This window comes from Gelidibacter gilvus, from assembly GCF_004115975.1.
Taxonomy (GTDB): domain Bacteria; phylum Bacteroidota; class Bacteroidia; order Flavobacteriales; family Flavobacteriaceae; genus Gelidibacter; species Gelidibacter gilvus.
Window position 1 is genome coordinate 276,347 of record NZ_SDDZ01000003.1, and the last position, 22,657, is coordinate 299,003.

13 protein-coding genes are annotated in these 22,657 nt (G+C 37.3%); 2 read left to right on the top strand and 11 right to left on the bottom strand.

Going from position 1 to position 22,657, the window contains the following annotated elements; translation table 11 throughout:
* Positions 1-255: 255 nt before the first annotated feature.
* From ESZ48_RS07660 to ESZ48_RS07680, 5 genes are all read right to left on the bottom strand, one after another.
* Positions 256-5,100 (bottom strand): T9SS type B sorting domain-containing protein, encoded by a 4,845-nt coding sequence (locus ESZ48_RS07660; RefSeq protein ID WP_129016744.1) that lies wholly within the window; start codon positions 5,098-5,100, stop codon positions 256-258.
* A 161-nt stretch (positions 5,101-5,261) separates the two neighbouring features.
* Complete coding sequence (locus ESZ48_RS07665) at positions 5,262-10,088, bottom strand: T9SS type B sorting domain-containing protein (protein ID WP_129016745.1); 4,827 nt, start codon at positions 10,086-10,088, stop codon at positions 5,262-5,264.
* A 449-nt stretch (positions 10,089-10,537) separates the two neighbouring features.
* Positions 10,538-12,979, bottom strand: a complete 2,442-nt coding sequence (locus ESZ48_RS07670) for a T9SS type B sorting domain-containing protein (protein ID WP_129016746.1) — start codon at positions 12,977-12,979, stop codon at positions 10,538-10,540.
* Positions 12,980-13,220: 241 nt separating this feature from the next.
* Positions 13,221-14,045: an ABC transporter permease gene (locus ESZ48_RS07675; protein ID WP_129016747.1), complete on the bottom strand. Its 825-nt coding sequence runs from the start codon at positions 14,043-14,045 to the stop codon at positions 13,221-13,223.
* An 18-nt stretch (positions 14,046-14,063) separates the two neighbouring features.
* Entirely contained in the window at positions 14,064-14,960 is an 897-nt protein-coding gene (locus ESZ48_RS07680) for an ABC transporter ATP-binding protein (protein ID WP_129016748.1), read from the bottom strand.
* Between the two features lie 99 nt (positions 14,961-15,059).
* Between ESZ48_RS07680 and ESZ48_RS07685 the strand changes: the two genes are divergently transcribed.
* Positions 15,060-16,121: a hypothetical protein gene (locus ESZ48_RS07685; RefSeq protein ID WP_129016749.1), complete on the top strand. Its 1,062-nt coding sequence runs from the start codon at positions 15,060-15,062 to the stop codon at positions 16,119-16,121.
* 108 nt (positions 16,122-16,229) lie between these two features.
* Here ESZ48_RS07685 and ESZ48_RS07690 read toward each other — a convergent pair whose 3' ends face one another.
* The 6 genes from ESZ48_RS07690 to ESZ48_RS07715 all read right to left on the bottom strand — a co-directional run bounded on the left by ESZ48_RS07690 (position 16,230) and on the right by ESZ48_RS07715 (position 21,784).
* The gene (locus ESZ48_RS07690; RefSeq protein WP_129016750.1) at positions 16,230-16,748 is read right to left on the bottom strand and encodes an IS1096 element passenger TnpR family protein; all 519 of its coding nucleotides are present in this window, start codon (positions 16,746-16,748) and stop codon (positions 16,230-16,232) included.
* Between the two features lie 38 nt (positions 16,749-16,786).
* Positions 16,787-17,806, bottom strand: a complete 1,020-nt coding sequence (locus tag ESZ48_RS07695; protein ID WP_129016751.1) for a COX15/CtaA family protein — start codon at positions 17,804-17,806, stop codon at positions 16,787-16,789.
* Positions 17,807-17,890: 84 nt separating this feature from the next.
* Positions 17,891-19,309 carry a CCA tRNA nucleotidyltransferase gene (locus tag ESZ48_RS07700; RefSeq protein ID WP_129016752.1) on the bottom strand — a complete coding sequence of 473 codons (1,419 nt, stop codon included), beginning with the start codon at positions 19,307-19,309 and terminating at the stop codon, positions 17,891-17,893.
* A 70-nt stretch (positions 19,310-19,379) separates the two neighbouring features.
* Positions 19,380-19,937 carry an L-threonylcarbamoyladenylate synthase gene (locus ESZ48_RS07705; RefSeq protein ID WP_129016753.1) on the bottom strand — a complete coding sequence of 186 codons (558 nt, stop codon included), beginning with the start codon at positions 19,935-19,937 and terminating at the stop codon, positions 19,380-19,382.
* Between the two features lie 139 nt (positions 19,938-20,076).
* Positions 20,077-20,832 (bottom strand): glycosyltransferase family 2 protein, encoded by a 756-nt coding sequence (locus ESZ48_RS07710; protein WP_129016754.1) that lies wholly within the window; start codon positions 20,830-20,832, stop codon positions 20,077-20,079.
* A 136-nt stretch (positions 20,833-20,968) separates the two neighbouring features.
* Positions 20,969-21,784 (bottom strand): 2,3,4,5-tetrahydropyridine-2,6-dicarboxylate N-succinyltransferase, encoded by an 816-nt coding sequence (locus ESZ48_RS07715; protein ID WP_129016755.1) that lies wholly within the window; start codon positions 21,782-21,784, stop codon positions 20,969-20,971.
* 383 nt (positions 21,785-22,167) lie between these two features.
* Between ESZ48_RS07715 and ruvX the strand changes: the two genes are divergently transcribed.
* On the top strand, positions 22,168-22,578 hold the full coding sequence (ruvX, locus tag ESZ48_RS07720; protein ID WP_129016756.1) for a Holliday junction resolvase RuvX: 411 nt from the start codon (positions 22,168-22,170) through the stop codon (positions 22,576-22,578).
* Positions 22,579-22,657: the final 79 nt, after the last annotated feature.

Consider the following 22,657-nt stretch of genomic DNA (forward strand, 5'->3'; position numbering starts at 1 on the left):
CGATAATTTAAAATACAGTGTGTGTTAATTGTAGCATTTCACGAAACAGATTCGCATGATATGAAATTGATCTATTGGAAATTAAGTAATTATAGTATATTTATTAATCTTTGTTATAAATAACAAAGTCTTTTTTGGATTTAATTGTCAATTGAAATTATACCACTGTAGCATCAGTAAGTGTGACTTCAAATCTATAATCGTTTGCCAGTAAAAATTTCCGCCAAAAATTCCTTAAATCGGTTCTTCTTAATATTAAAGCTTCAAAGCAAAATGTCCTTTCACTTCAAATGTATTGTCATTTTTTTTGATTTTTCCAACGAACCAATAATCTGATGAGGGCATGATATGTCCATTATAGGTGCCATCCCATCCTTGGGAACTTGAAGCCAAAGTGGTGAGTAGTTTACCATATCTGTCAAAAATATTAATCACACTTCCTGGTAAGGTTTCGATACCGCTAATATGCCACGTGTCAAAATAGCCGTCATTGTTTGGTGTTACAAATTTTGGGGCATCAATCACGACGACTTCTTTTGTGGTTTTGGCACATCCGTTCAAATCGATAATGGTAATGTTATGGTAGCCCAATGTAACTCTTTCAAATATATTGGATTGCTGAGGTGGACCATCATCTAAAATATAAAGATAGTTTCCAATCCCGCTAATGGTGATGGTGATATTGTTTGGGTCTGAAAAATCAACGGTTTCTGTGGCATCAATGGTTGCAGATTCAGATGGAGTGACCTGAAATTCTTGAACTGTCTGACATCCAAAACTGCTCGTCACTATTATAGTATAAGCACCTGTGGTTGTAATTTCGATTTCAGGAGTTGTCTCACCAGTGGACCATAAATACGTATCTGTAGGATTAGTGGTGTCGGCATTGACAACCAATGGCAAATCATCAATACAAAGCACTTGATCAGTAATGGTCATAATGGGTCTGGGATGAACAATGGCTGAAAATTGAGTGGTACTAAAACAGCCTGTAGCGATATTGGTGACCCTTGCGTAAATAATTTGCCCATCCGTAGCTGCATATCGGTTTTCTAACGGATTTGAGCCTGAGTTTGCCGTGTTTTGGGTTTGATGGTAACTCACGGCATAGTTTGTTGGATTTTGACCGCCAAGTATCATTGGGTTTTTTTCCGAAAGGTCAAAAGCAACAAGGCCATCAAAATCATCATCACAAGCCTCCAAATCATCTGGTGTATTTGCCAAAGGTAAAGGGAGTACGACCAGATGGAAATCGTAAAAGGAGATGCACTCTGTTTTTGAGTTTTCCAATCGTGCATAAATACGATCGTTTGTTGTGGTGTAGTTATATTCTGTGTTTAAAGCAGATACGTTGTATGTGGCATCACTTTGGGATGAATAATAGGAAACACTAATATTTGGTTCTGGTGTTATGACATCATTTATAATGTTGAGATCAAAGCTATTATCAGAATTTGAACAAATGCGATGAGTTTTGAAATCATTAATGGCAGGAGGTAGATTGACTTTTAAATTGATGGGCAAATTGACATAGCAGTTAGAGACAGTATTGTTGATTTTAATATATACGGTCTGCGGATTTGAAGTGTTTTTGTAGGTTTCAGGATTTGAAATAATCTGACTATCTGCTTCTGCGCCTTCTAAAGATTCATGATAGGTAATCATGATATTGTCCTGTCGTATATCCAAAACTTCAATTTCAACCACCGATAAATCAAAAATAATAGAACCATCGGAGTCCGTATCACAATCAATTAAATCAGATGGGGTGGTTACCGCTGGTAATTGAACCACGTTTATAGAGAATTTAGTAAGTGAATAGCAATAGGTGCCATTTTCAATACGTGCAAAAATGGGTTGCGGATTAACGCTGTTCGTATAGTTTGTTAAATCGCTGATAGGATTAGTAGAGCCATTGGCATCATCAACCGAGGTATAAAAGGTAATAGCTATCGGTTCGTTGATATCTTTTGATATTTCTGATTTTTTTTCGTTTAAATCAAAAGTGACTATTCCGTCGTTACTTAGATCATCACAGATAAATTCATCTTCTGGAGCATTGAATGGCGGAAGCGAGCCAACTTCCAAAACAAAGGAAGACGTTCCGTAACATCCAGAATCTGTTGTGGCTTCAACTCTAACGTAAACAGTTTGTGGGCTTGAAATATTTGGATAAGGAGCGAATTTATCAATGATATTAACTCGATTTTCTGCATCTTCAAGAGTTCTAAAATAGAACACATCTTTTCCGGTCTGTCCATTTAATATTTCTTCATCTTTCTCATAAAAATAAAAATCGGCAATAGGATTACCGGCTGCTTCACAGTTTTCGAAGTTAGAGATAGGGATAAATTGAGGTAGCGTATTGATATAAACATTAAGGTTGCCAATGCTGAAGCACCCTGTTATATTATCTTCAACGCGGACAGCAATATATTGTGTAGGACTATTGAAATTTTCTGGATTGAGAATGGGATCGTCGCCACTAAGTGCCAAATTATAATCAGGATGAAATGAAATTGTCAGTCCTTTAGTGTCGGCAACTAGCTCAGGAATTTTGCTTTCAAGATCGACAAGATGGTAACCATCTAGATCATCATCACATATTACAATCTCAGCATCCCCGATAATAACGGGAGGTAATTCAATTTGTATAGTTAAAGGGGTGATGTCATAACATGTCGTTATAGAGTTGGTCACACGTGCATAAATTGTCAGTGTACTGCTTTCATTATAAATATGTAAATCGAGAGTGTTTTCGTTGTTTAAAGCGTCTTCTTCTGTTTCAAAATATCCAACATTAGCGCCATTTATACCTTGGCTTACGTAAGCATCAAAGGTTTCTAGTAAGATATTGGCGATGCCATCCTGATCTGTGTCACAATAGGGGACAGGATCAAGATTCGGTATTATTACTGGCGGATTAACTCTCAGTCCGATGGTTTCTAGGTAACTGCAATCATCGTTAGAAAGTTTTGCGTAGAGAATATGAGGATTCAAAATAGTGGAGTCTACCGTGTAAAGGATCTCCTTGTTTATGGCATTAGTGCCATTTTCTTGATCCGTTTTAGTTTCGTAGAAAAAAACCTCAAAACCTTCATAACCATTAAGAAGTTGAGATTCTACTGAGAGTAAATCAAAATCCACAATCCCGTCCAGCGAGGGATCGTCACAACCATTAAAATCGGCGAGTATAAATCCTGTATGTGTAATATTGGTATGTAATTCTATGGGAAATATAGTGAAGCAGCCAGTAATACGGTCTATGACTTTTAAATAAACAATTTGAAAATTGGGCTCTATATTTTGATAATTGGAGGTGTTGGCTATGGGATTGGTTCCTGCTTCAGCATCGTCCTCAGATTCATAGAAGTTCTCTGTAATACCTGTCATACCATCCAGAAGATCAGCTATTAAACTTGCTAAGTCAAAGGTTTCAAATCCAATGCTTCCATCTTCACAGGCATTAATATATGGTTTTTCAATGTTCACATTGGGCGTATTAAAAACTGAAACATCCAATGATGTCGTGCTGAAACATCCCGTTTTTCCATTATAAATTCTTATGAAAAATGTATGGGCTTGATTGCTATTTGTAAAAGGAGACGCTAAAGGATTATCTCCTGAATTGGCATCGCTTGCATTAAGATGGTAACTCACATAAAGATTAGGGTCATTGTTTGTGAGCTGAGAATCCATCTGTCTAAGATCGATCTCAGTAATACCGTCAGAAGTACCATCTGTGTTGCAAACTATCAAAGGATCCGGAGCTAAGATTTGAGTAAGCGGGTTAACAATTAAACGGACTCCAGAAAATGTAAGGCAGCCATTATCTATATCTTCAATTCTGATGAATAGCTCTTGAGGGTTTTCGACGTTTTGATAAGAATTGGAAAGGGGATTGCTTCCAGATTGTGCTGCAACAGCAGTAGAATGATAAGAGATGTTATAATTGGATGGCGGCAGCGATTTTAATACGTCCTTGTTCTTTGAGGCTAGATCAAAAATTTCCACGCCATTATTAGAAAGGTCATCACACAACTTATAATCCGTAATGTTAGCTAAGGTTTTTTGTGTATTTAAAGTAATGACAATGGTATCTTCAATGTCGCAAGTCTTATTATTGAGTTTAACACTCACAAGAACCTTATAACTTCCCGATTCATCGACGTTGAGTGTCGCTTTCGTTGCCCCGGCTATCAACGCACCGTTTTTAAACCATTTATAAGTTGCTAAGGGATTGTCGATACTGCCGTTTAAAGTGGTTGTAGTCGCGCAAGTGGCAATATCTGGTCCCAAGTTAACTGTGGCGTTAAAACTATTGCCTTCTATAAAAACAGCAGAATCGTAATATTGATCTTTTTGATCTGCAATAACTAATTTAATGTGATAGGCGACATTTGGTTTTATAGTTGCCGTTGCCGTCAGTACTGTCGTTCTTCCATTATAATTTGTGTCTCCATCATTATATCCATGAAAATACGATGGGTTTTCAGCTGGACATTGTCCGACAATCTCTGGACGTATGGTTGTGGTGTTTACAGGTGTGGAAGTGCCGGGAATTATGGCAATATTGGTATAAGGATTTGGAGAGCCTGCTTCCTTAATTAGAAATGCAAACCCGTCAGAATAAATACATGGATTGGCGCCTAAGTATTCTTCTGAAGCCAGAAGATAATTGAACGCAATTTGATTGGCTGCAGAGATGAAATCAAATTCTATGGACGTTGCGTTCATGGTTCTGGTAATGCCCAATGCTGCCTCCAGGTGAGGATCGGTGCCCCAAGATGTGTTTCCTTCACTGACATTATTTGTGTTTAATGCATTTCCTGCAGAAAGCACATTTCCAGTCGTTAGAATGAGTCCGTTTTGAAACGGGAAACTTGATTTTTCTTTAGTAAAACGCCCAAAACTTGACAAATTATTTACAGATCCATTAACGGTAGATGAAATATTTGAAATCTCAACACAGCCCTGGCCTAATGTGTTTTGTATTAAGCCTTCTAATGACATCGTATGGGTTGTAGCAATCTGTTGGGCGGAGAGCATATAACAGCATGCAATCAAAACAATGGTCGTTAGAAAAGATTTCTTTAGCATTAACTGGACACTTAAAATAGATATAGATTGACAATGTTATGGTTAACAATCAATTGCGAATATTAAAAGTACCAAAAAAACCCTCGATATTGAGGGTTTTTAATGATAAGATGAACATTTTATAGTTGAAATACTATTTTTAAAATTACAGCTTTTTTGATTTAACGTTTTAAAGTAAAGTGGCCTTTAAATTGAAAGTTAAGATTGTCTTTTTTTACGTCAGCAACAAACCAATAGTCTGAGGAAGGCATTTTATGACCATTGTAAGTTCCATCCCAACCTTTTGAAGAGGAAGTTAAATAAGCCAATTGTTTGCCATACCGATCGTAGATGTAAATAACGGTTCCGGGGAGGGTTTCTACACCCGTGATATGCCAAGTATCAAAATAACCATCATCATTTGGCGTCATGAACTTTGGCGTGTCAATAACCACGACCTCTTTCTTTACGTCGGAACACCCGTTCAAATCAATAATTTTAACAACATTAAGACCGATAGGGACGTTCTCAAACACATTTGATTCTTGAGGTTCTTTATCATTTAAAACATAGAGATAATTTCCAATTCCTCTTATGGTCACTGTAATATTATTGGGATCAGAGAAATCGATAGTTTCCGTAAATTCAATCGTCGCGGCTTCCGACTCTATAACGTTAAAAACTTGAGTTGTTTCACAACCAAAAATAGTAGACACTTTCACCCAATAAACACCTATCTCAGTTATTTCTATTTCTGGGGTTGTTTCATTGGTGGACCACAAATAAACGTCATCTGCCATATTGGTGTTCGCGCTTACCAGCAATGGCCCTCGGTCCAAACAGATGACTTGGTCCGGAATTTCTACTATCGGTCTGCGGTGCACATAAGTTTGAAAGTTTGTAGTACTGTAACATCCTGTTGCATTATTTTCAATTCTTACATAAATGGTTTGTACATCAGATGCAGCATAAAATGTACTCAGCGCATTTGAACCCGCATGCGCCGCTTCTCCCGTTTCGTAATATGAAACTCTAAACGTGTCAGGATCCTGATCTCCGAGAATCGTAGCAGTCTGTTGAGAAAGGTCGAACAAGTATAATCCATCAAAGTCATCATCACAGTGTTCGAGATCTGAAGCGGTATGTGCAATAGGTAATGGGTCGACTTTCATGGTGAACTGATGGGTAGTGAAACACTGGGTAAGGATATTCTCTATTCTGACATGGATTTTTTCTACCGCATATTTATGGCGATAGTTTTTATCCAGGGCATTAGCAGCATCCAAGGCATCTTTCTTATTTTTATGATAAGTAATATTTATATTTGGAGTATTCCCGACAAGAAGATCGTCAACTTCAGATAAATCGTATTCATGCGCTGCATTATCACAAATTGAAATCGTTTCAATAGGATTAAACTTTGGTGGCAGATTAACAATTAAATCCAACGGAATTGATAAATAACATCCTGAAATGGTATTGGTAAGTCGTACATAAACCGTTTGCTGGTTTGAAATGTTCTTGTAAGATTCCGGTCTTACAATAGGGTTGATTTCTGCTTCCAAATCGTCTTGGGTTTCATAATAGGCAACCACGAGATTGTTCTGACGCACCTCCAAAATATCAATTTCAGATTGCTTTAAATTGAATGTCATTTGGCCATCATAGTCAGTATCACATTGAATTATTGGTTTTGACGGATTCGCATCAGGAGCTTTTATCACTCCCAAGCTAAAGTCGGTAATTGATGCGCAAATACTTCCGTTTTCAATACGTGCATAAATTTTCTGCGGATTTTTTGTGTTTGCATATTTCGTATTGATAGGATTCACTGTATTTTGGGCATTGGCGTAACTTGTGTAAAAGGTGATATGCAAATTATCATTAATTCCTGCTGAGATTTCCGTAATCTTTTCTGATAGATCAAATATCTCAATGGAATCATTTGAGATATCATCACAGACAAACCAATCTGAAGCTACATTGAAGTCTGGGCTTGTACCCACTTCTATATTGAAGGATGACGTTCCATAACAACTCATGTCCGTTGTGTTTTCCACTCTTACAAAAATCCTTTGCGGATTACTAATATTCTTGTAGACTTTCGTCTTGTTTATTGCATTCGTTCTATTTTCGGCATCATTTTGGTTTAAATAATAGGAAGTGACCTTCCCGTTCTGTCCATTCAAAATTTCAGAATCCTTAGTTTTAAATATAAACTCTCCAAATCCATCACTAGAATTTTCACAATAGATGAAATCACTAATAGCGGTAAAGACGGGTAACGTGTTGACGATTATTTTAATCGGTTCTATCGAATGGCAACCTGTTAATTGATTCTCTACACGGGCGTATAAAGTTTGTGTACTGGCCCTGTAATTGGTGATGTTCGATATTGCTTCAGTGTTGTGTTCTGCATCCTCAAATGATTCATGGAAGGAGAAACTCCTGTTGTTTTTTTCTGCTACCAATTCATTGATAGTTGTACTTAAATCAATAATTGTAAAACCGTCCTGGTCATCATCACAAATGATAATATCTTCTGGAGTATGGGTTTCTGGTGCAGGGAGCACTGTGATTTTAAAACTCTTAATATCTGAACATCCTGTAGCCCGAGACGTGGTTCGCGTGTAAAGTCTTAATGGGTTTGACGTGTTTGTATAAAAATTAGGAAGCACATTAATGTTTTTATCGGCATCATCTTGAGTTTCATAATAACGTACAATATAGCCGTCTTCTCCATTCGCAACGGCACCTGAGAATGAACTCAGATCAATGTCTGTAATCCCATCTTGATCCGTGTCACAATAAGTCACTGACTCTATGGACGGGAAATCTATAAAAGGATTCAGCAGCAATTGTATTTCTGAAGTTTCAGTACATTGACTGCTTTTTAAAGTGATATAAAGCGTTTTCGGAAATGATGTTGGTAAGTAAGGAAATGCAGGGTTTAACGCATTAGTTTGATTGGTTTGGTCTTCAAAGGTTTCGTAGAATATAATCGTCACATCTGGAAGGTCATTTATAATCACTTCCGCAATGTTGTTCAAATCAAATGAAGGGATTTCTCCATCCTTAACGTCGCATATTGAGAAGTCTTTAATGTTTGTTCCAGTCAATAGCAGGTTCGCGTGGATTTCAAATGAGGTCACCGAAGCACAGCCTGATTCATCATCGACCACTCTAATGTATATTGTTTGAAAGTTTTTTGTGGTGTTGGTATATGCAACAGGATCTGGAATTGGATTGGTTCCGGTCAGAGCTTCATCATAAATCTCGTGAAACGTAATTGAAACTCCTGTCAATCCGTTTAAAATATCTGGCGTAATATCAGTGAGATTAAATTGTGAAAACCCATCATGCTCTGGATCACAAGCATCAAGAAAATGATTTCCGGTATTTAAAAACGGTTTGTCAAGAACAATGATATTTAGAGTTGTAGTGATGACACATTTTGTCTCTAAATCAGATACTCGTACAAAAATAGTTTCTCTTCTAGATTGATTGGTATACGGAGATGCAATGGGGTCAATACCTTCATCTGCGTCTGATTGTGTATGGTAATACTCTACTTTTAAATTCGGCTGTCCATTTGTTATTTCGTCATCTTTTTCATTAAGGTAGATAGATGACAACCCATTTTGGATCACGTCATCACAAGCAATCAGGTCTGTTGGGGTGACAATATTAGGAAGTGGATGAACCACCAAGTTAAATGACGAATAGGCCATGCAGCCATTAACTGTATCTTCAATTCTTACAAAGATAGGTTGAGAATTAATAGTGTTGGTTACAGGCTCTGAAATGGCATTGTTGTTGTCAACGGCGTCATTATTGGTATAGTGATAAGATATCCTATATTCCGATTTCGGAACTGCCTTTAAAATCTCATTATTTTTAGTGCTAAGGTCAAATACTCCAATGCCACTTGCCGTGAGGTCATCACAAATGGCAAAATCAGAGATATCTGAGGCCGTTTGGGTGGAGCTCAAAACAAGGGCGACGCTATCATCGATCGTGCAAGTGCCATCCCCTAATGGAATGTCTATTTTTACGGTATAAGTCCCCGACTCATAGGCTGTTAAAGTAGATTGTGTTTCGCTAGGTAAAAGCACATCATTCAGAAACCATGAATACACACCTTCAGGATTGTCAATATTACCATCTAGGGTCATACGATCTGCGCAAGTAGTAATGTCCTCTCCCAAATCAACCACTGCAGCAAAGCTATTTCCTTCAATAAAAACAGCGGAATCATAATTTGAATCGGTCTGATCTGCTATAATCAATTTAATGTGATAAACCACGTTGGGAACTGTAATTGCGGTAGCCGTCATGACTTTCGTTCGACCATCATAATTGGTGTCTCCAATGCCGTAACCATCAAAATACTCTTCATTTGAAGCAGGACAAAAACCAACTATTTGATTGTGGATAGTATTGGTGTTTACAGGAATATCGGTTTCAGGAATGATCGCAATATTTTGATAAGGATCATTTGTTCCAGCGCGTTTTATTAAAAATGCAAAACCATCGGAATAGTCACAGGGATAATTTCCATAATATTCTTCGGAGGCCAAGAGGTAATTAAATTGGATTTGATTAGATAAGGATGAAAAATTGAATTCTATTACGGTAGCATTCAAAGTATTGGAAATACCTAAGGCTTTTTCTAGATCTGGATCTGAGAGCCATTTTTCATCGCCATCATTTAAAGTCTTTTCAATCAATTTATTGCCTGCTGAATTGGCGTTTCCTGTGGAGAGGATAATGCCATTTTCAAAGGGAAAATTTGAATTGCCGCGTTCAAAATACCCATAACTTGAAAAGCCGTTAATGGAGCCGTTGACTGGTGAGCCAACCTCAGAAATCTCTACACAACCACGAATTAAATGATTTTCAATAAGTTGTTGTGGGGTGGCTTTGCTATTTACGGATATTTGTTGACCGAATGCTTGGTTACACAAAATGCATGCAAAAGCAAGGAGGGATATTTGGAACGCTCTCATTCTTCGTAGGTTAAGGATTATTCAAAAAAACTCAGTTAAGGGGATGAGTTCTTCTGCATCACTTTCATTGAGTCAAAAGTATTCAATTATTAGACAAAATGCAAAAATATACGATGAATTGCATAAAACATTAACTTTCGTGTCTGTATGTGCAGAACTATGACTAAAAATTTACATGAAGAAGTGCTAGGCGACCGTGGTGGAGCGATATTATTCATTAAATCTTAGGGTGTCACTCTTAATAATGCAAAAACGTGAGAGACAAAAGAAAGAAATACGTTTCCACTATTTTCGTTAGCCATTTCAAATATTTGGCAACTGAGATTCTTGGAATGTGAAAAGTTTAACGGTAATCCAAAGGGGTTTTTACCAGTTGTTTTACACAGGATATGTTAAATGATTTTTATCGGCTCTTAAGTTGAATCAAAATTAATTTAAGCTGCCATCGATTAACGCTTTAAGCTAAAATGACCATTAAAAACCCTGCCGTCTTGCAACGTGACTGAAAACCAATAATCATTTGTAGGCATTGGTTTTCCAAGAAAGTTTCCGTCCCATCCATTGCTTAAAGGATGAAGTTCGTTGAGTAATTTGCCCATTCGATCAAATATATAAATGGTACTCTTGGATTGGAACTGGGCATCGATCCCAGATACTTGCCAACGGTCATTGATGCCATCGTTGTTTGGCGTGAAATATTTTGGGAATCCAATGACTGAAATGTTTTCTACGGTAATACCGCAGCCATTGATATCTCTAACAAAAACAGAATGAAAACCAGGTAATACCTTTTCAAAAGTGGCACTGTTTTGATAAGGGCCATTAATGTCATCAAGGGCATATTCATAGTCTCCTTCGCCGTTAAGTAGTAACTTAACTGTATTGTTTTGTGTTGCATCCGTAATGTCAATTTGGGTTATTGTAGCTATATTTGAAGCCAAGACCTTAATCGTTCTGTCCTTAAAACAGCCGTTTGGGTTGGAAATCCTAACGGAATAACTTCCTGGATTATCTACCATAATTTCAGAAGTGCTTTCACCTGTTGACCACGCGTATGTATAGTTATTTGGAGGGTCATTAATTACTCCTCCAGTGATGGTGATTTTGTCAGGGAATTTGTTCAGACAGTAAATCGCCTCATCTTCCAATTCAACGTTTGGCATTTCAAATACCCTCAGCTCAACTTCACTAATCCCATAACAAGCATTACTTTTCTCGACCCTTGCATAAATTGTTTGTGAATAAGGAATTGTATTCGTGAACTCATTCAGTAGCGGATTGTTTTCCAAAAGTGCATCTTCATAGGTTTCATAGTAAAACAAATCAAGTCCTTGGGGCAAGCTGCTCAAAACGGTACCATCTACATCCGAAAGATTAAATGAATAAAGCCCATCTTCACTACTGTCATTGTCACAAGCGTCCAATTGTGCATTGTTTACTGTAGTAGTACTGATCTCTAGATTCAATTTGGTCATAGAGTAACAACCAGTTAAGTCATCGGTTACTCTTACCGACAAGACTTGTGGATTCATAATATTCTTGTACGCACTTCCGCTAATTTCGTTGTTGTTATTTTCAGCATCGTCAGTGTTAAGATAATACCTAAGACTTCTATTAAGACTTCCAGCAGTAAGAGCTTCTTTGGCCTGCTCCAAATTAAAAATAGTAAAACCATCTATAGTGCCATCTAGATCGCATTGTACGAGTGTGGCCTCGAAGATTTCGGGCAGAGGATTGACTACAAGATTTAAAGTTGAAATAGTCCTGCAGTTGGTTCTCAGTGCATCTTCGATTCTAACAAAAATTTGCTGATTATTTGGAATGAGGTTGTAATAAGGGCTGGATAAAGCAGCAGTTCCCATTTCGGCGGAAATTTTCGATTCGTGATAGCTGATATTAATTGAAGATGGATCTTGACCCTTCAAAATCTCACTATTTTTGGAGTTTAAATCGAAAAAAGTGTGTCCATTATTGTTGTTGCCATCACCATTAGAGTCGCAAAGTGAAAAAGGACTAGGTGGTTCATATTCAGGTCCTAAATTTACAGAGAGAGAAAAATCGGTAATCTCAAAACAGCCAGTAATAGTGTTCGTAATCCTAACAAAAATGTCCTGCGGATTGGAGATGTTAGTGTAAGGACTCGAAAGCGGATTGATATCGATATTGGCATCACTATCCGTAAGGTGATAACTAAGGGAAACATTAGTTTGTGTGCCCGCTATTATTGGTGTATTGACCTCAAGATTAAAGCTAGTGAAACCATCCTCATAAGGTATTACAGTATCACACATCTCCAAATCCAGAGGGGTTAATGCATTTTCTTGACTGACCGGTGGCGGGGAAAACTCAGCAGTTCCAGTCCATTCTAAAGTAAAACCACTGTTGCCGATTGGTCTATCAATGACTATGAAATAAGTGTCACCAGCCTGAACATCCAGCCAACGAACGAAACTGTCGCCGTGTGGACCAGGGCCTTCCGACGTATCGACTGAACTGGCATTCATTCCCGTTAAATTATTGGGCAATCCTGCCGAAGCTGGATTGGTTGTAGAGCATCGGATGGCTTGTCCTATATTATTGCAAAGTACGTTTGGACCGAAAACGAAAAAATCATAATCTTCTTGAATCGCGCTGCTGTTTGGTCGTAGTGTAAATCCCAAAGTGCCATCGGTAACTAAGGTCACTTGTAGCCAAATACTATTATGTTCACTGCTGCCACAGGTATTCGAATTGTTTAGTTCTTGAACCCCAACTCCGTTAACATTTAAATTAACTGTGGAGTTTCCACAGATAATTACAGAGTCAATACAATCTGTTGGTTCTTGTGCGTAAGAAATATGATTGATAAAAAGTACACTTAATACAGACAGAATTTTAGTAAATGTTTTCAAAAATTGTAGAGCTTTAGAATAGGGAACGTTTTAAAAAATTTATAGTCAAGGATTTCTGAAAGCCATAAATCTTCAAACTTTTTTTATTGTCCATTCCTAAATAACATAAGTATCACAAACGATATTCAAATATTCTAAAAAAAATAAAGCTATTGGTGTCAAACTTTCTTTTCTGAATAACCTGTGTTTAGCATTGCACTAAAATAGTGTTTTATCAATGATGGCAATAATTTCAAATATATTATAAATCACGCTGTTTTAGTAATCTATACGATAAAAACACAAATAGTGCCGTCCAACCCAAAACGATAACAAGTTCATACCAGTGTACCGCATAATCATAGGCCATATCAATTTTTTCAGGATATTTGGTCATGAGGACGCGCTGAAACGGTTGATCGATCAACTTGTACATGGACTCCAATGGTAAAAAATTCTTGACTTTCCATGCCATATCTGTATTTGAAGCCTCTGCTACAATCCAAAAAACTATCCATTCAAAAATGTAGAGAATAAAGAGAAATGCCAAAGCAAATGCAGAGCGTTTCACCAACATTCCAAAGAACAGACACAAACTAAAAAAGCCTACAAGCTTTAAAAAGTATGCCAATAGAAACTCGGTTTCTTTAAAGATAATTGAGGCTTCCGTATAGCTTGAATAATAAAGCCCTATTAAAAATGAACCCACGCCAATGAGCACGGTCGCTAGAAAAGAAAAGAAAACAATAGTATAAAATTTAGATAGAATAAATTCTTTCTTGCTCAAACCATCAATCAAGTTTTGTTTTATGGTTTTGTTGCTGTACTCATTGCCAATCATACTCACCACCACTATGGCAAAAAACAGTTTAAAATAGGAGGCGAAAAATGTGGTAATATGCCAAATGATCGGGAAGTTGAAAATACCAAGTTCTCCCAATTCCAAAGTAAAGAATCCAAAGAAATTAATTTTTATGGATGAAAGGATCAAAACCGTAAAAGGCAGAATAAAGGAGATAAATATCAGCACTTTACTTGCTCTATTTAAAAGTAGTTTTTGTAGTTCTAAATTGACTAGTCGTAACATAGGTTTGGTTTTGATTGATTAGATGTTGTTAGTTAATTTCAGGAATTGTTCTTCTAGACTTTCCTTGCGTTTAACTAAATGTGAAAGCGTGATGCCTTTTTCAAACATGAGGGTATTGAATGTTGAGGCGTCCATTGGTTTTTTTAGAAAAGCGGTGATGAGTTCGCCTTCTTCTTTTACGCTTATAAAGTCGGGATTATTTTGAAGCAAGGAAACCAATGCTTCATGCTGAACTGATTTTAGTTCAAAAAATCCATTACTAGAAATCATTTCATCCACGCGGCCTGAATACAATTTCTCACCTTTCCGTAGCACAACGACATGCGAACACACTTTTTCAACTTCGTCCAAAAGATGTGATGCCAGCAAAATGGTGGTGCCTTCGCTCGCAATCTGTTTGATTAAGGTACGGATTTGATGAATGCCCTGTGGATCCAATCCGTTGGTAGGTTCATCCAGAATTAGAATTTCAGGATCATTCAGTAGCGCAGAGGCAATGGCCAGTCGTTGTTTCATCCCTAGCGAATAGTTACTGAATTTACTGTCCTTTCGCTCTAAAAGTCCAACAATCCCAAGTTTCTCATCAATTTTGCTATAATCTACACCTTTGATTTTACAGACCAACTTCAAATTCTGATACGCAGTCATATAAGGATAGAAATTTGGATTTTCTATAATGGCACCTACCTTTTTTAAAGCATTGTGAGTTGAAACTTCTCCATTAAACCAACTAAAATCGCCAGAAGTTTTATTGACCACATTAAGGACAATGCCTAAAGTGGTCGATTTGCCACTTCCGTTTGGACCCAAAATCCCGTAAACATTTCCTTTTTTAATGGTAAAGGATAGGTCTTTCACTGCAGTGAGATAGCCAAATTTCTTAGTGAGGTTATTGATGGTGAGAATAGTTTCCACGATATTTTCTGATTGATTAGCTACAAGTATGACGAGTGATCTATAAGTTTGTTACAACGGTAAATATATTAACTTTACATTTGAGTTAAGTTTACCACTATGGAAGATCTTAAAATATACTTACGAAAGCCATCTTATCCCATAACGGAAAAGTTGCATAACTACCTTTCTGAATACAACAGAAACATTAGGTTGCCTATTTTTTATGATGATTTGTTACGCTTTCAGGGCTCGGTCGTTTTGTACGATAAAGATGACAATGATACCCTTTGGGTTAGGGTATATTTTAATGAATTTGAACGCCAAGAAATAGATTTAAGTTTGAAGAAGGTTTATACCATCTTGCATTCCGATGGAAACGAGCGCACCATACCCTTTTTAAATGTGGATGCGATTGATTATTGCACGTTTGGGAATTCTAAGCCTTTCCGAATTAAAGTAAGGAATATTCTCAATGATAATTACACGTATTTTTATGTAAAAAAAGCGGACGCTTCAAGAATCTACGGATTAGAGTTTGAGCATATGCTGTCGCCATATAACCTGAATTTTTTAGTCTTTCAGGACACCTTGATTGAGGAACATATTGCTGGAGTTCCTGGAGATGAATTTATTAAAAACATGTTGCCTAACTGTACGCCATCAGAAAAATCACAGATAGCAAAAGAGTTTGTAAAGTTCAATGAACGGTGTATGATCAGGCTTTTGGGAGATATGCGTTCTTATAATTATGTGATTGTGCCCACGCATGATTTTGATCACGTTGTCTATAAAATCAGGGCGATTGATTTTGACCAGCAAAGTTATGAAGGGAAGTTCAACGTCTACCGACCGCAATTTTTCAAGGAGAATTTAGCTATGGTACAATTGGTACAGGAAAAGTTCCAAAAAGAATCCATTGATCAATATAAGCTGGAAGAGCGCTCCATTATTGCCAAACGTCTGATTAGTTATCACGAGCGGATCAAGGAATTATTGGATTGTATGATTGAGGATACACTTTCCAAACCTGAACATATCAAGCTTCTTAAAATGACCATTTATGAGTATACCCGCGATTTAAAATTCAAGCGGAGCAAAAATATGGGCGAAATTGTAAAGAATGCCTTAGATTTTGTACAACGAAACTACGAAAACGTGAATATGAAGCAATTGAAGTGAGGGAGGTAAGTTTTTAGTACCAAGAATTAAGCATTAAAAACCAAGACACAAAATCACATCGTATTGAAAATATAAGTCAGATAATCTTCTAATAAAAAATAGATCGGCTTAGTTCCAATTCTCATCAAAATCCAAGCTGTCATAATCGTCAACGTCAAAATCGTCGTCAAACTCATTATAATCATCAAACTCATCTTCAGCTTCAAAGGTTTTTTGGGGTGCTTCCGTAGGGATTTGACCATGCACAAACATTAAATTTGGATAATCGGCACCTTCAACTTCCTCAATTATTTCTGCCAATTCCACATAAAAAGTCCACATATTGAAAAAATCATATACATAAATCAATCTGGTTTTTGATTCAGAAACCACAGCATTGATATCTGTTGCAGACATAAGCCTTACTTCTCCTTGCACGTCACCAGTATCAAACATTGGGATTTCCTCACCTTGATTCCATTCGTCATCACTTAAATAAAATGAAGCCATTTCAATACCATCAAAGCCAAAAGCTTGCGTGATACTATTATGTAAGTCTTCTAGCGTATCTGTTTCGCGGATTTCTAAATCCCTAAAAACATCATCCTCGGTGTCGTTGTCAAGAATAATTCTGAATCTGTAAACCATGTGTAAAAATTTAATCTGCAAAGGTAGAACTTTTTCTACTATCTACTGAAGCGATGTAAAGCAAATGTCATGGCAGATAAAAGGAAAAAAGCGCCAATTTGATGTGCCACGCCCAGCCATAGTGGAACGCCATAAATGATGGTCAGTACACCCAATAAAAATTGGAGACCAACAAGAATGAGCAAACTATCGATACTTTTGGATTGCAAAGATGTTAAGGTCATTTGTTTGGCGCGATACCAGATGATTCCGATAATGATCACGACAATATAAGCAAAGGTGCGGTGGACGAATTGGATGCCACTAGGATTTTCGATGAGGTTGAGATAAAACGGTTCAATGGCATAGGCTGATTCGTGTATAAATTTGCCTTCATTCATAAAAGGCCAGTGGTTATGCAATAATCCCGCTTTTAATCCCGCTACAAATCCTCCATAGACAATCTGAATTGCCAAAATAATATATCCAATACCAATGAGGTTTCTGAAGTTTTTATCGATAGGTTTCTTTTTTGGGTACTTTAAATCTAAGGCCACCCAAAGTGTTGCAGCAAATGTAAGAAACGCTGTTGTTAAATGAGCTGATAGTCTATAATGGCTCACATTTGGCATGTCTACCAAACCGCTTTTTACCATGTACCATCCTAAAAAACCTTGAAATGAACCAAGAGATAGTAAGACCAAGCATTTTTTAATGGTATTTGAGGTGAGTTGTTTGGTGGCCAAAAAATAAATAAATGGAATTATAAAGACGAGACCGATCAATCGTCCCATAACGCGATGCAACCATTCCCAAAAATAAATCCCTTTAAAATCTGATAATGTAAAATGCGAATGGAGCTTTTGAAACTCTGGGTATTGTTGATAAACTTCGAAGGCTTCCTGCCATTCCACTTCATTCAAAGGCGGAATCGTACCTGTAATGAGTTTATAATCGGACATGGATAGACCAGAATCTGTTAATCTGGTAATCCCACCAATCACAACCATGATAAAAAGCAATGCACAGCCTGTAAGGAGCCAGTAAATGACGTTTTTGTTATCTTTTAGTTTTGCCATTTTTATTTAAAATTGAAAATGAATTCGAAATTGAACATGAATTTTAATTTATTTAACTGACCACTGACCACTGACCACTGACCACTATCCTCTACCTACTTCCGTTAGTCCCAAACGTTTCCCTTCTTCAATCATCAGCGCATAAGCCGCTTTGTGTTCATTGGGGATCTTTCCTTCCAAAATGGCTTCTTTTATAGCTTCTTTTATCGTTCCAATCTCTCTGGAAGGTTTCAGTCCAAAGGCTTCCATAATTTCCTCACCGGAAACTGGTGGTTGAAAATTCCGAACTTGATCTCGCTCTTCAACTTCAACAATCTTGTCTCTGACAAGTTTGAAATTATTGTGATATTTTTTGAACTTACTGGGGTTTTTTGTGGTGATGTCCGCTTCGCAGAGCACCATTAAATCGTCCACATATTCACCTGCATCAAAAACCAAACGTCTCACGGCAGAATCAGTGACGTCTTGCGCCAAAGCGATTGGTCGGGAACTCATGAAGACCAGTTTTTGGACAAATTTCATTTTTTCGTTCAGTGGCATTTTCAAGCGTTTGAACAATCTGTACACCATTTTTGAACCTTCAAATTCGTGGCCATGAAAAGTCCAGCCAACTTTTTTACTGAATTTTTTAGTCGGAGCTTTGCCAATATCGTGCAAAAGTGCTGCCCATCGTAACCAAAGGTCATCGGTGTTCTTGGCGATATTATCTACAACTTCCAAAGTGTGATAAAAATTATCTTTGTGGCGTTGTCCTTCTTTTTCATCAATGCCTTTCAATGCAATCAATTCTGGAAGGATATATTCCAAAAGACCTGTTTGTTCCAACAGTAAAAATCCGATGGAAGGCACATCACTTTCTAAAATTTTATTAAGCTCTACCACAATCCGTTCTTTTGTGATGATTTTGATGCGGTCTTTGTTTTTAGAAATCGCTGCAAGTGATGCATTCTCTATCGTGAAGTTGAGCTGGGTTGCAAAACGGATGGCACGCATCATTCGCAATGGGTCATCACTATAGGTAATATCAGGATCTAAAGGTGTTCTAATAATTTTAGCGTCCAAATCCTTCATGCCATTGAACGGATCAAGTAAATCGCCAAAATTGGAAGCACTTAAATCCAATGCCATAGCATTTATCGTAAAATCACGTCTGTTTTGATCGTCTTCCAAAGTGCCGTTCTCGACGATTGGATTTCTGCTTTCTTCCGAATAGGACTCCTTGCGTGCGCCCACAAATTCGACTTCAATATCCTCATAACGCAACATAGCAGTGCCATAAGTTTTGAACACTTGAACTTTAGGTTGGTTTGGAATGTTTTTCGCTACTTGTTTAGCAAGGGCGATGCCACTACCAATAGCAACAATATCGATGTCTTTATGCTGTCCTCGCTTCAAGATATAATCCCGAACAAAACCACCAATGACGTAAGCATCAATTCCTAATTCTTCTGCGGATTTGGAGATAATTTGGAAAATGGGATGTAATAAAGCCTTATTTTTCATAATATTCAAATTTCAAGTACCAAATGCCAAATGAATTATTGGAATTTGGAATTTGAATTTTGGAGTTTAATTACCGAATGATCTTGACCTTCCCATTTGCACTCAACTTAATAATTGAGGATGGTTTGGTACAAATTTTTTCGCGATGCAAATTTACGACATAGTCCACACCTTTTAAAATATGGGGTGTGATTTCTTTATATGATTTGGGAGTGGTTTCACCGCTCGCATTTGCCGAGGTTGAAACAATGGGTTTGCCAAAGCGTCTGAGCAGTTGAAAGCAGAAATCGTCATTCGGTATTCTAATGGCGATCGATTTATCTTCAGCAATTAAATTTTCGGCTAAATTTTGAGCATCATCATAAATAATAGTGATCGGCTCTTCAGAAATCTCAAAAATATCAAAAGCGACCTGCGGAATCTCCTTAACGTATTTGCTCAACATCCGATCATCAGCTACCAAACAAATCAGTGCTTTGTTATCTTCACGACCTTTTAATTGGAATATCTTTTTGACAGCTTCAGGATTTGTGGCGTCACAGCCTATTCCCCAAACTGTATCTGTAGGGTAGAGTATGAGTCCGCCTTCTTTTAAAACTTGTAAAGCGTTTGATATTTCTTTTTGCATAACTAATATATTGTAACTGACGTTGCCCGCCGGATGGGCAGGAAGATGAATTTGAAATTGAAGTTGAAACTGAAATTGAATTTCTAAAGGATCGCTTTAACTTTCTTTCTTCATTTTTCCGAATCCCTAATCCCTAGGTCTATAAGCGGTTTCTCCTCAACAACCACAATTTGACGTATCGCATAAATACTACATAGCCTTGCATATATCCTATGGTGAAACCTACAACGCCCTCTCTAAAACCACTTTGTATAATATAGTGTTTGAAAAATCCCCAAAAGGGTTTCAGTACAAAATGATAAGGGGTTAAACGTCCTGTTTTTTGATCGTAATCTTTAGCTTGCCAGGTGGCGTATCTGTTCATCTTTTCGACGTATTTATCAAATGTCGTATAACTGTGATGAAGAAATTTATGTTTTAAAGTACCAATGTTGCCATTCGCTATAATTTCCGCATGCACATACTTGTCTTCGTACTTGCAAAAATCACGTTTAAAAAGTCGGATGACCTTGTCATTGCGCCAGCCACTATAGTTGACACGTTCTCCCATGAAATTATTGATTCTTCCAATCCAATAGGCGACTATTTTTGGATCAGGCTGTCTTAAAATTTTTAAGATTTCTGCTTTTAATTCGGGAGTCACGCGTTCATCTGCGTCTACTAATAAAATCCATTCATGCTTTGCCTGCGGAATGGCCCAATTTTTTTGAGATGCAGAATATTGGTATTCCCTTCTTATGACTTTTGTCGCCAATTCTTGCGCCTTTTCAAAGGTGCCATCAGTACTTAAGCTATCTACCACGAGAATTTCATCCGCAAAACCCACAGAAGCTATGACGGCTTCTATATTATGGATTTCGTTGCCTGTGGGAATAATAGCAGTAAGTTTATTCATTAGAACGGTTGGATTTAATAAAAATGTAGTTGAGGTGCAAAAATAGGTTTTTTTGTGATATGGCGTTGAAACATTAGGCAATGCGCACTAAGTCGCGATCATAATTACCGGATCGTGCATATTCATGATGTTTCAATTATATAGCCACATCATACTCACGCAAAGCATCATTTAAAGACGTTTTCTTATTGGTGCTTTCTTTACGTTTTCCGATAATCAAGGCACAAGGGACATGATAGGTTCCTGCTGGAAATTCCTTAGCATAACTTCCCGGAATCACCACAGAACGTGCGGGTACAATACCTTTCATTTCAACAGGTTTGTCACCTGTAACATCAATTATTCGTGTGGAAGCTGTTAGGCACACATTCGCACCCAAAACGGCTTCTTTTTCAACTCTGACACCCTCTACCACAATACATCTACTGCCGATAAAAGCATTGTCTTCAATAATCACAGGAGCGGCTTGCAAAGGTTCCAACACACCACCAATACCAACGCCACCTGACAAATGGACATTTTTACCAATTTGTGCGCAGCTGCCAACGGTTGCCCAAGTGTCGACCATGGTACCTTCATCTACGAAAGCACCAATATTCACATAACTTGGCATCAAAATAGTGCCTTTGCTAATATAGGCGCCATGTCTCGCTACGGCATTAGGAACAATCCGAATACCTTTATCTGCGTACCCACGTTTTAAAGGGATTTTATCATGATATTCAAAAATTCCCACTTCAAAAGTTTCCATTTTCTGAATAGGGAAATAAAGCACTACCGCTTTTTTAACCCATTCGTTTACTTGCCATCCGTCCACTGTAGGTTCAGCAACTCTTAAAGTGCCTTCATCCAATAGATCAATGACACTTCTGATACTTTCTATAGTTACTTTATCGGTGAGTAATTCACGATTTTCCCAGGCGTTTTCTATATTTTGTTGAAGTTGTTTCATGTCTAAAATTAAATTCACACAAAGATAAACGTATAATTCATTTTGGAAAGTTTCTTTGTTATACTTTATAGATTGGTTATTGTGCAACGCTGATGATTCTGTTTTTTGACATATATTCCATTAATTATCTCGAATGTATATGGAAAAGAATCTTTGAGCGACTTTGTGTCTCCTTTGTGCACCTTGTGAGTAACAGTTTTTATTGATAAAAATCTCTTGAACAAGACACCTACTTTCCTTTTTAAAACCTTTGTTTTTTTGCACATCCCTGTTAAATAAACTCCCATAAATACCCGCAAAAACCGTCCAACGCCCATTTTATTGACGTAACTTTGTACGATCACTAATTTTAAAATGAGATTCCCACTTTTGTGGGAATAGGTATGGCAAGAATTTTAGCAATAGATTACGGAACCAAGCGCACTGGTATTGCGGTAACCGATGAACTTCAAATCATCGCTTCCGGACTGACCACAGTTGCCACAAAAGAACTTTTACCTTTTTTGAAGGATTATATTTCCAAAGAAAACGTAGAATTATTTCTTGTTGGCGAACCCAAACAAATGAACAACGAAGTCTCTGAAAGTGAAGAGTCCATTCAATCTTTTTTGACTAAACTGTCCAAATCCATTCCTGATATGCCCGTTAAACGTGTTGATGAACGTTTCACTTCTAAAATGGCAGTTCAAACCATGATTGATAGTGGACTCAAAAAGGGGCAACGTAAAAATAAAGCCTTAGTGGATGAAATTAGCGCGACCATCATTCTTCAAAGTTATTTGTACAATCAATAAATATGCTTTAACAATTTTATTCTAAGCCTCTAAAATTATAATAAGAATTGTATTTTTGCAGTCGTAAATTTAAAGAATA

Coding starts and splice junctions, on each gene's coding strand:
- ESZ48_RS07660 (WP_129016744.1), bottom strand. CDS start 5,100: ATGCTAAAGAAATCTTTTCTAACGACCATTGTTTTGATTGCATGCTGT.
- ESZ48_RS07665 (WP_129016745.1), bottom strand. CDS start 10,088: ATGAGAGCGTTCCAAATATCCCTCCTTGCTTTTGCATGCATTTTGTGT.
- ESZ48_RS07675 (WP_129016747.1), bottom strand. CDS start 14,045: ATGTTACGACTAGTCAATTTAGAACTACAAAAACTACTTTTAAATAGA.
- ESZ48_RS07685 (WP_129016749.1), top strand. CDS start 15,060: ATGGAAGATCTTAAAATATACTTACGAAAGCCATCTTATCCCATAACG.
- ESZ48_RS07690 (WP_129016750.1), bottom strand. CDS start 16,748: ATGGTTTACAGATTCAGAATTATTCTTGACAACGACACCGAGGATGAT.
- ESZ48_RS07695 (WP_129016751.1), bottom strand. CDS start 17,806: ATGGCAAAACTAAAAGATAACAAAAACGTCATTTACTGGCTCCTTACA.
- ESZ48_RS07700 (WP_129016752.1), bottom strand. CDS start 19,309: ATGAAAAATAAGGCTTTATTACATCCCATTTTCCAAATTATCTCCAAA.
- ESZ48_RS07705 (WP_129016753.1), bottom strand. CDS start 19,937: ATGCAAAAAGAAATATCAAACGCTTTACAAGTTTTAAAAGAAGGCGGA.
- ESZ48_RS07710 (WP_129016754.1), bottom strand. CDS start 20,832: ATGAATAAACTTACTGCTATTATTCCCACAGGCAACGAAATCCATAAT.
- ESZ48_RS07715 (WP_129016755.1), bottom strand. CDS start 21,784: ATGAAACAACTTCAACAAAATATAGAAAACGCCTGGGAAAATCGTGAA.
- ruvX (WP_129016756.1), top strand. CDS start 22,168: ATGGCAAGAATTTTAGCAATAGATTACGGAACCAAGCGCACTGGTATT.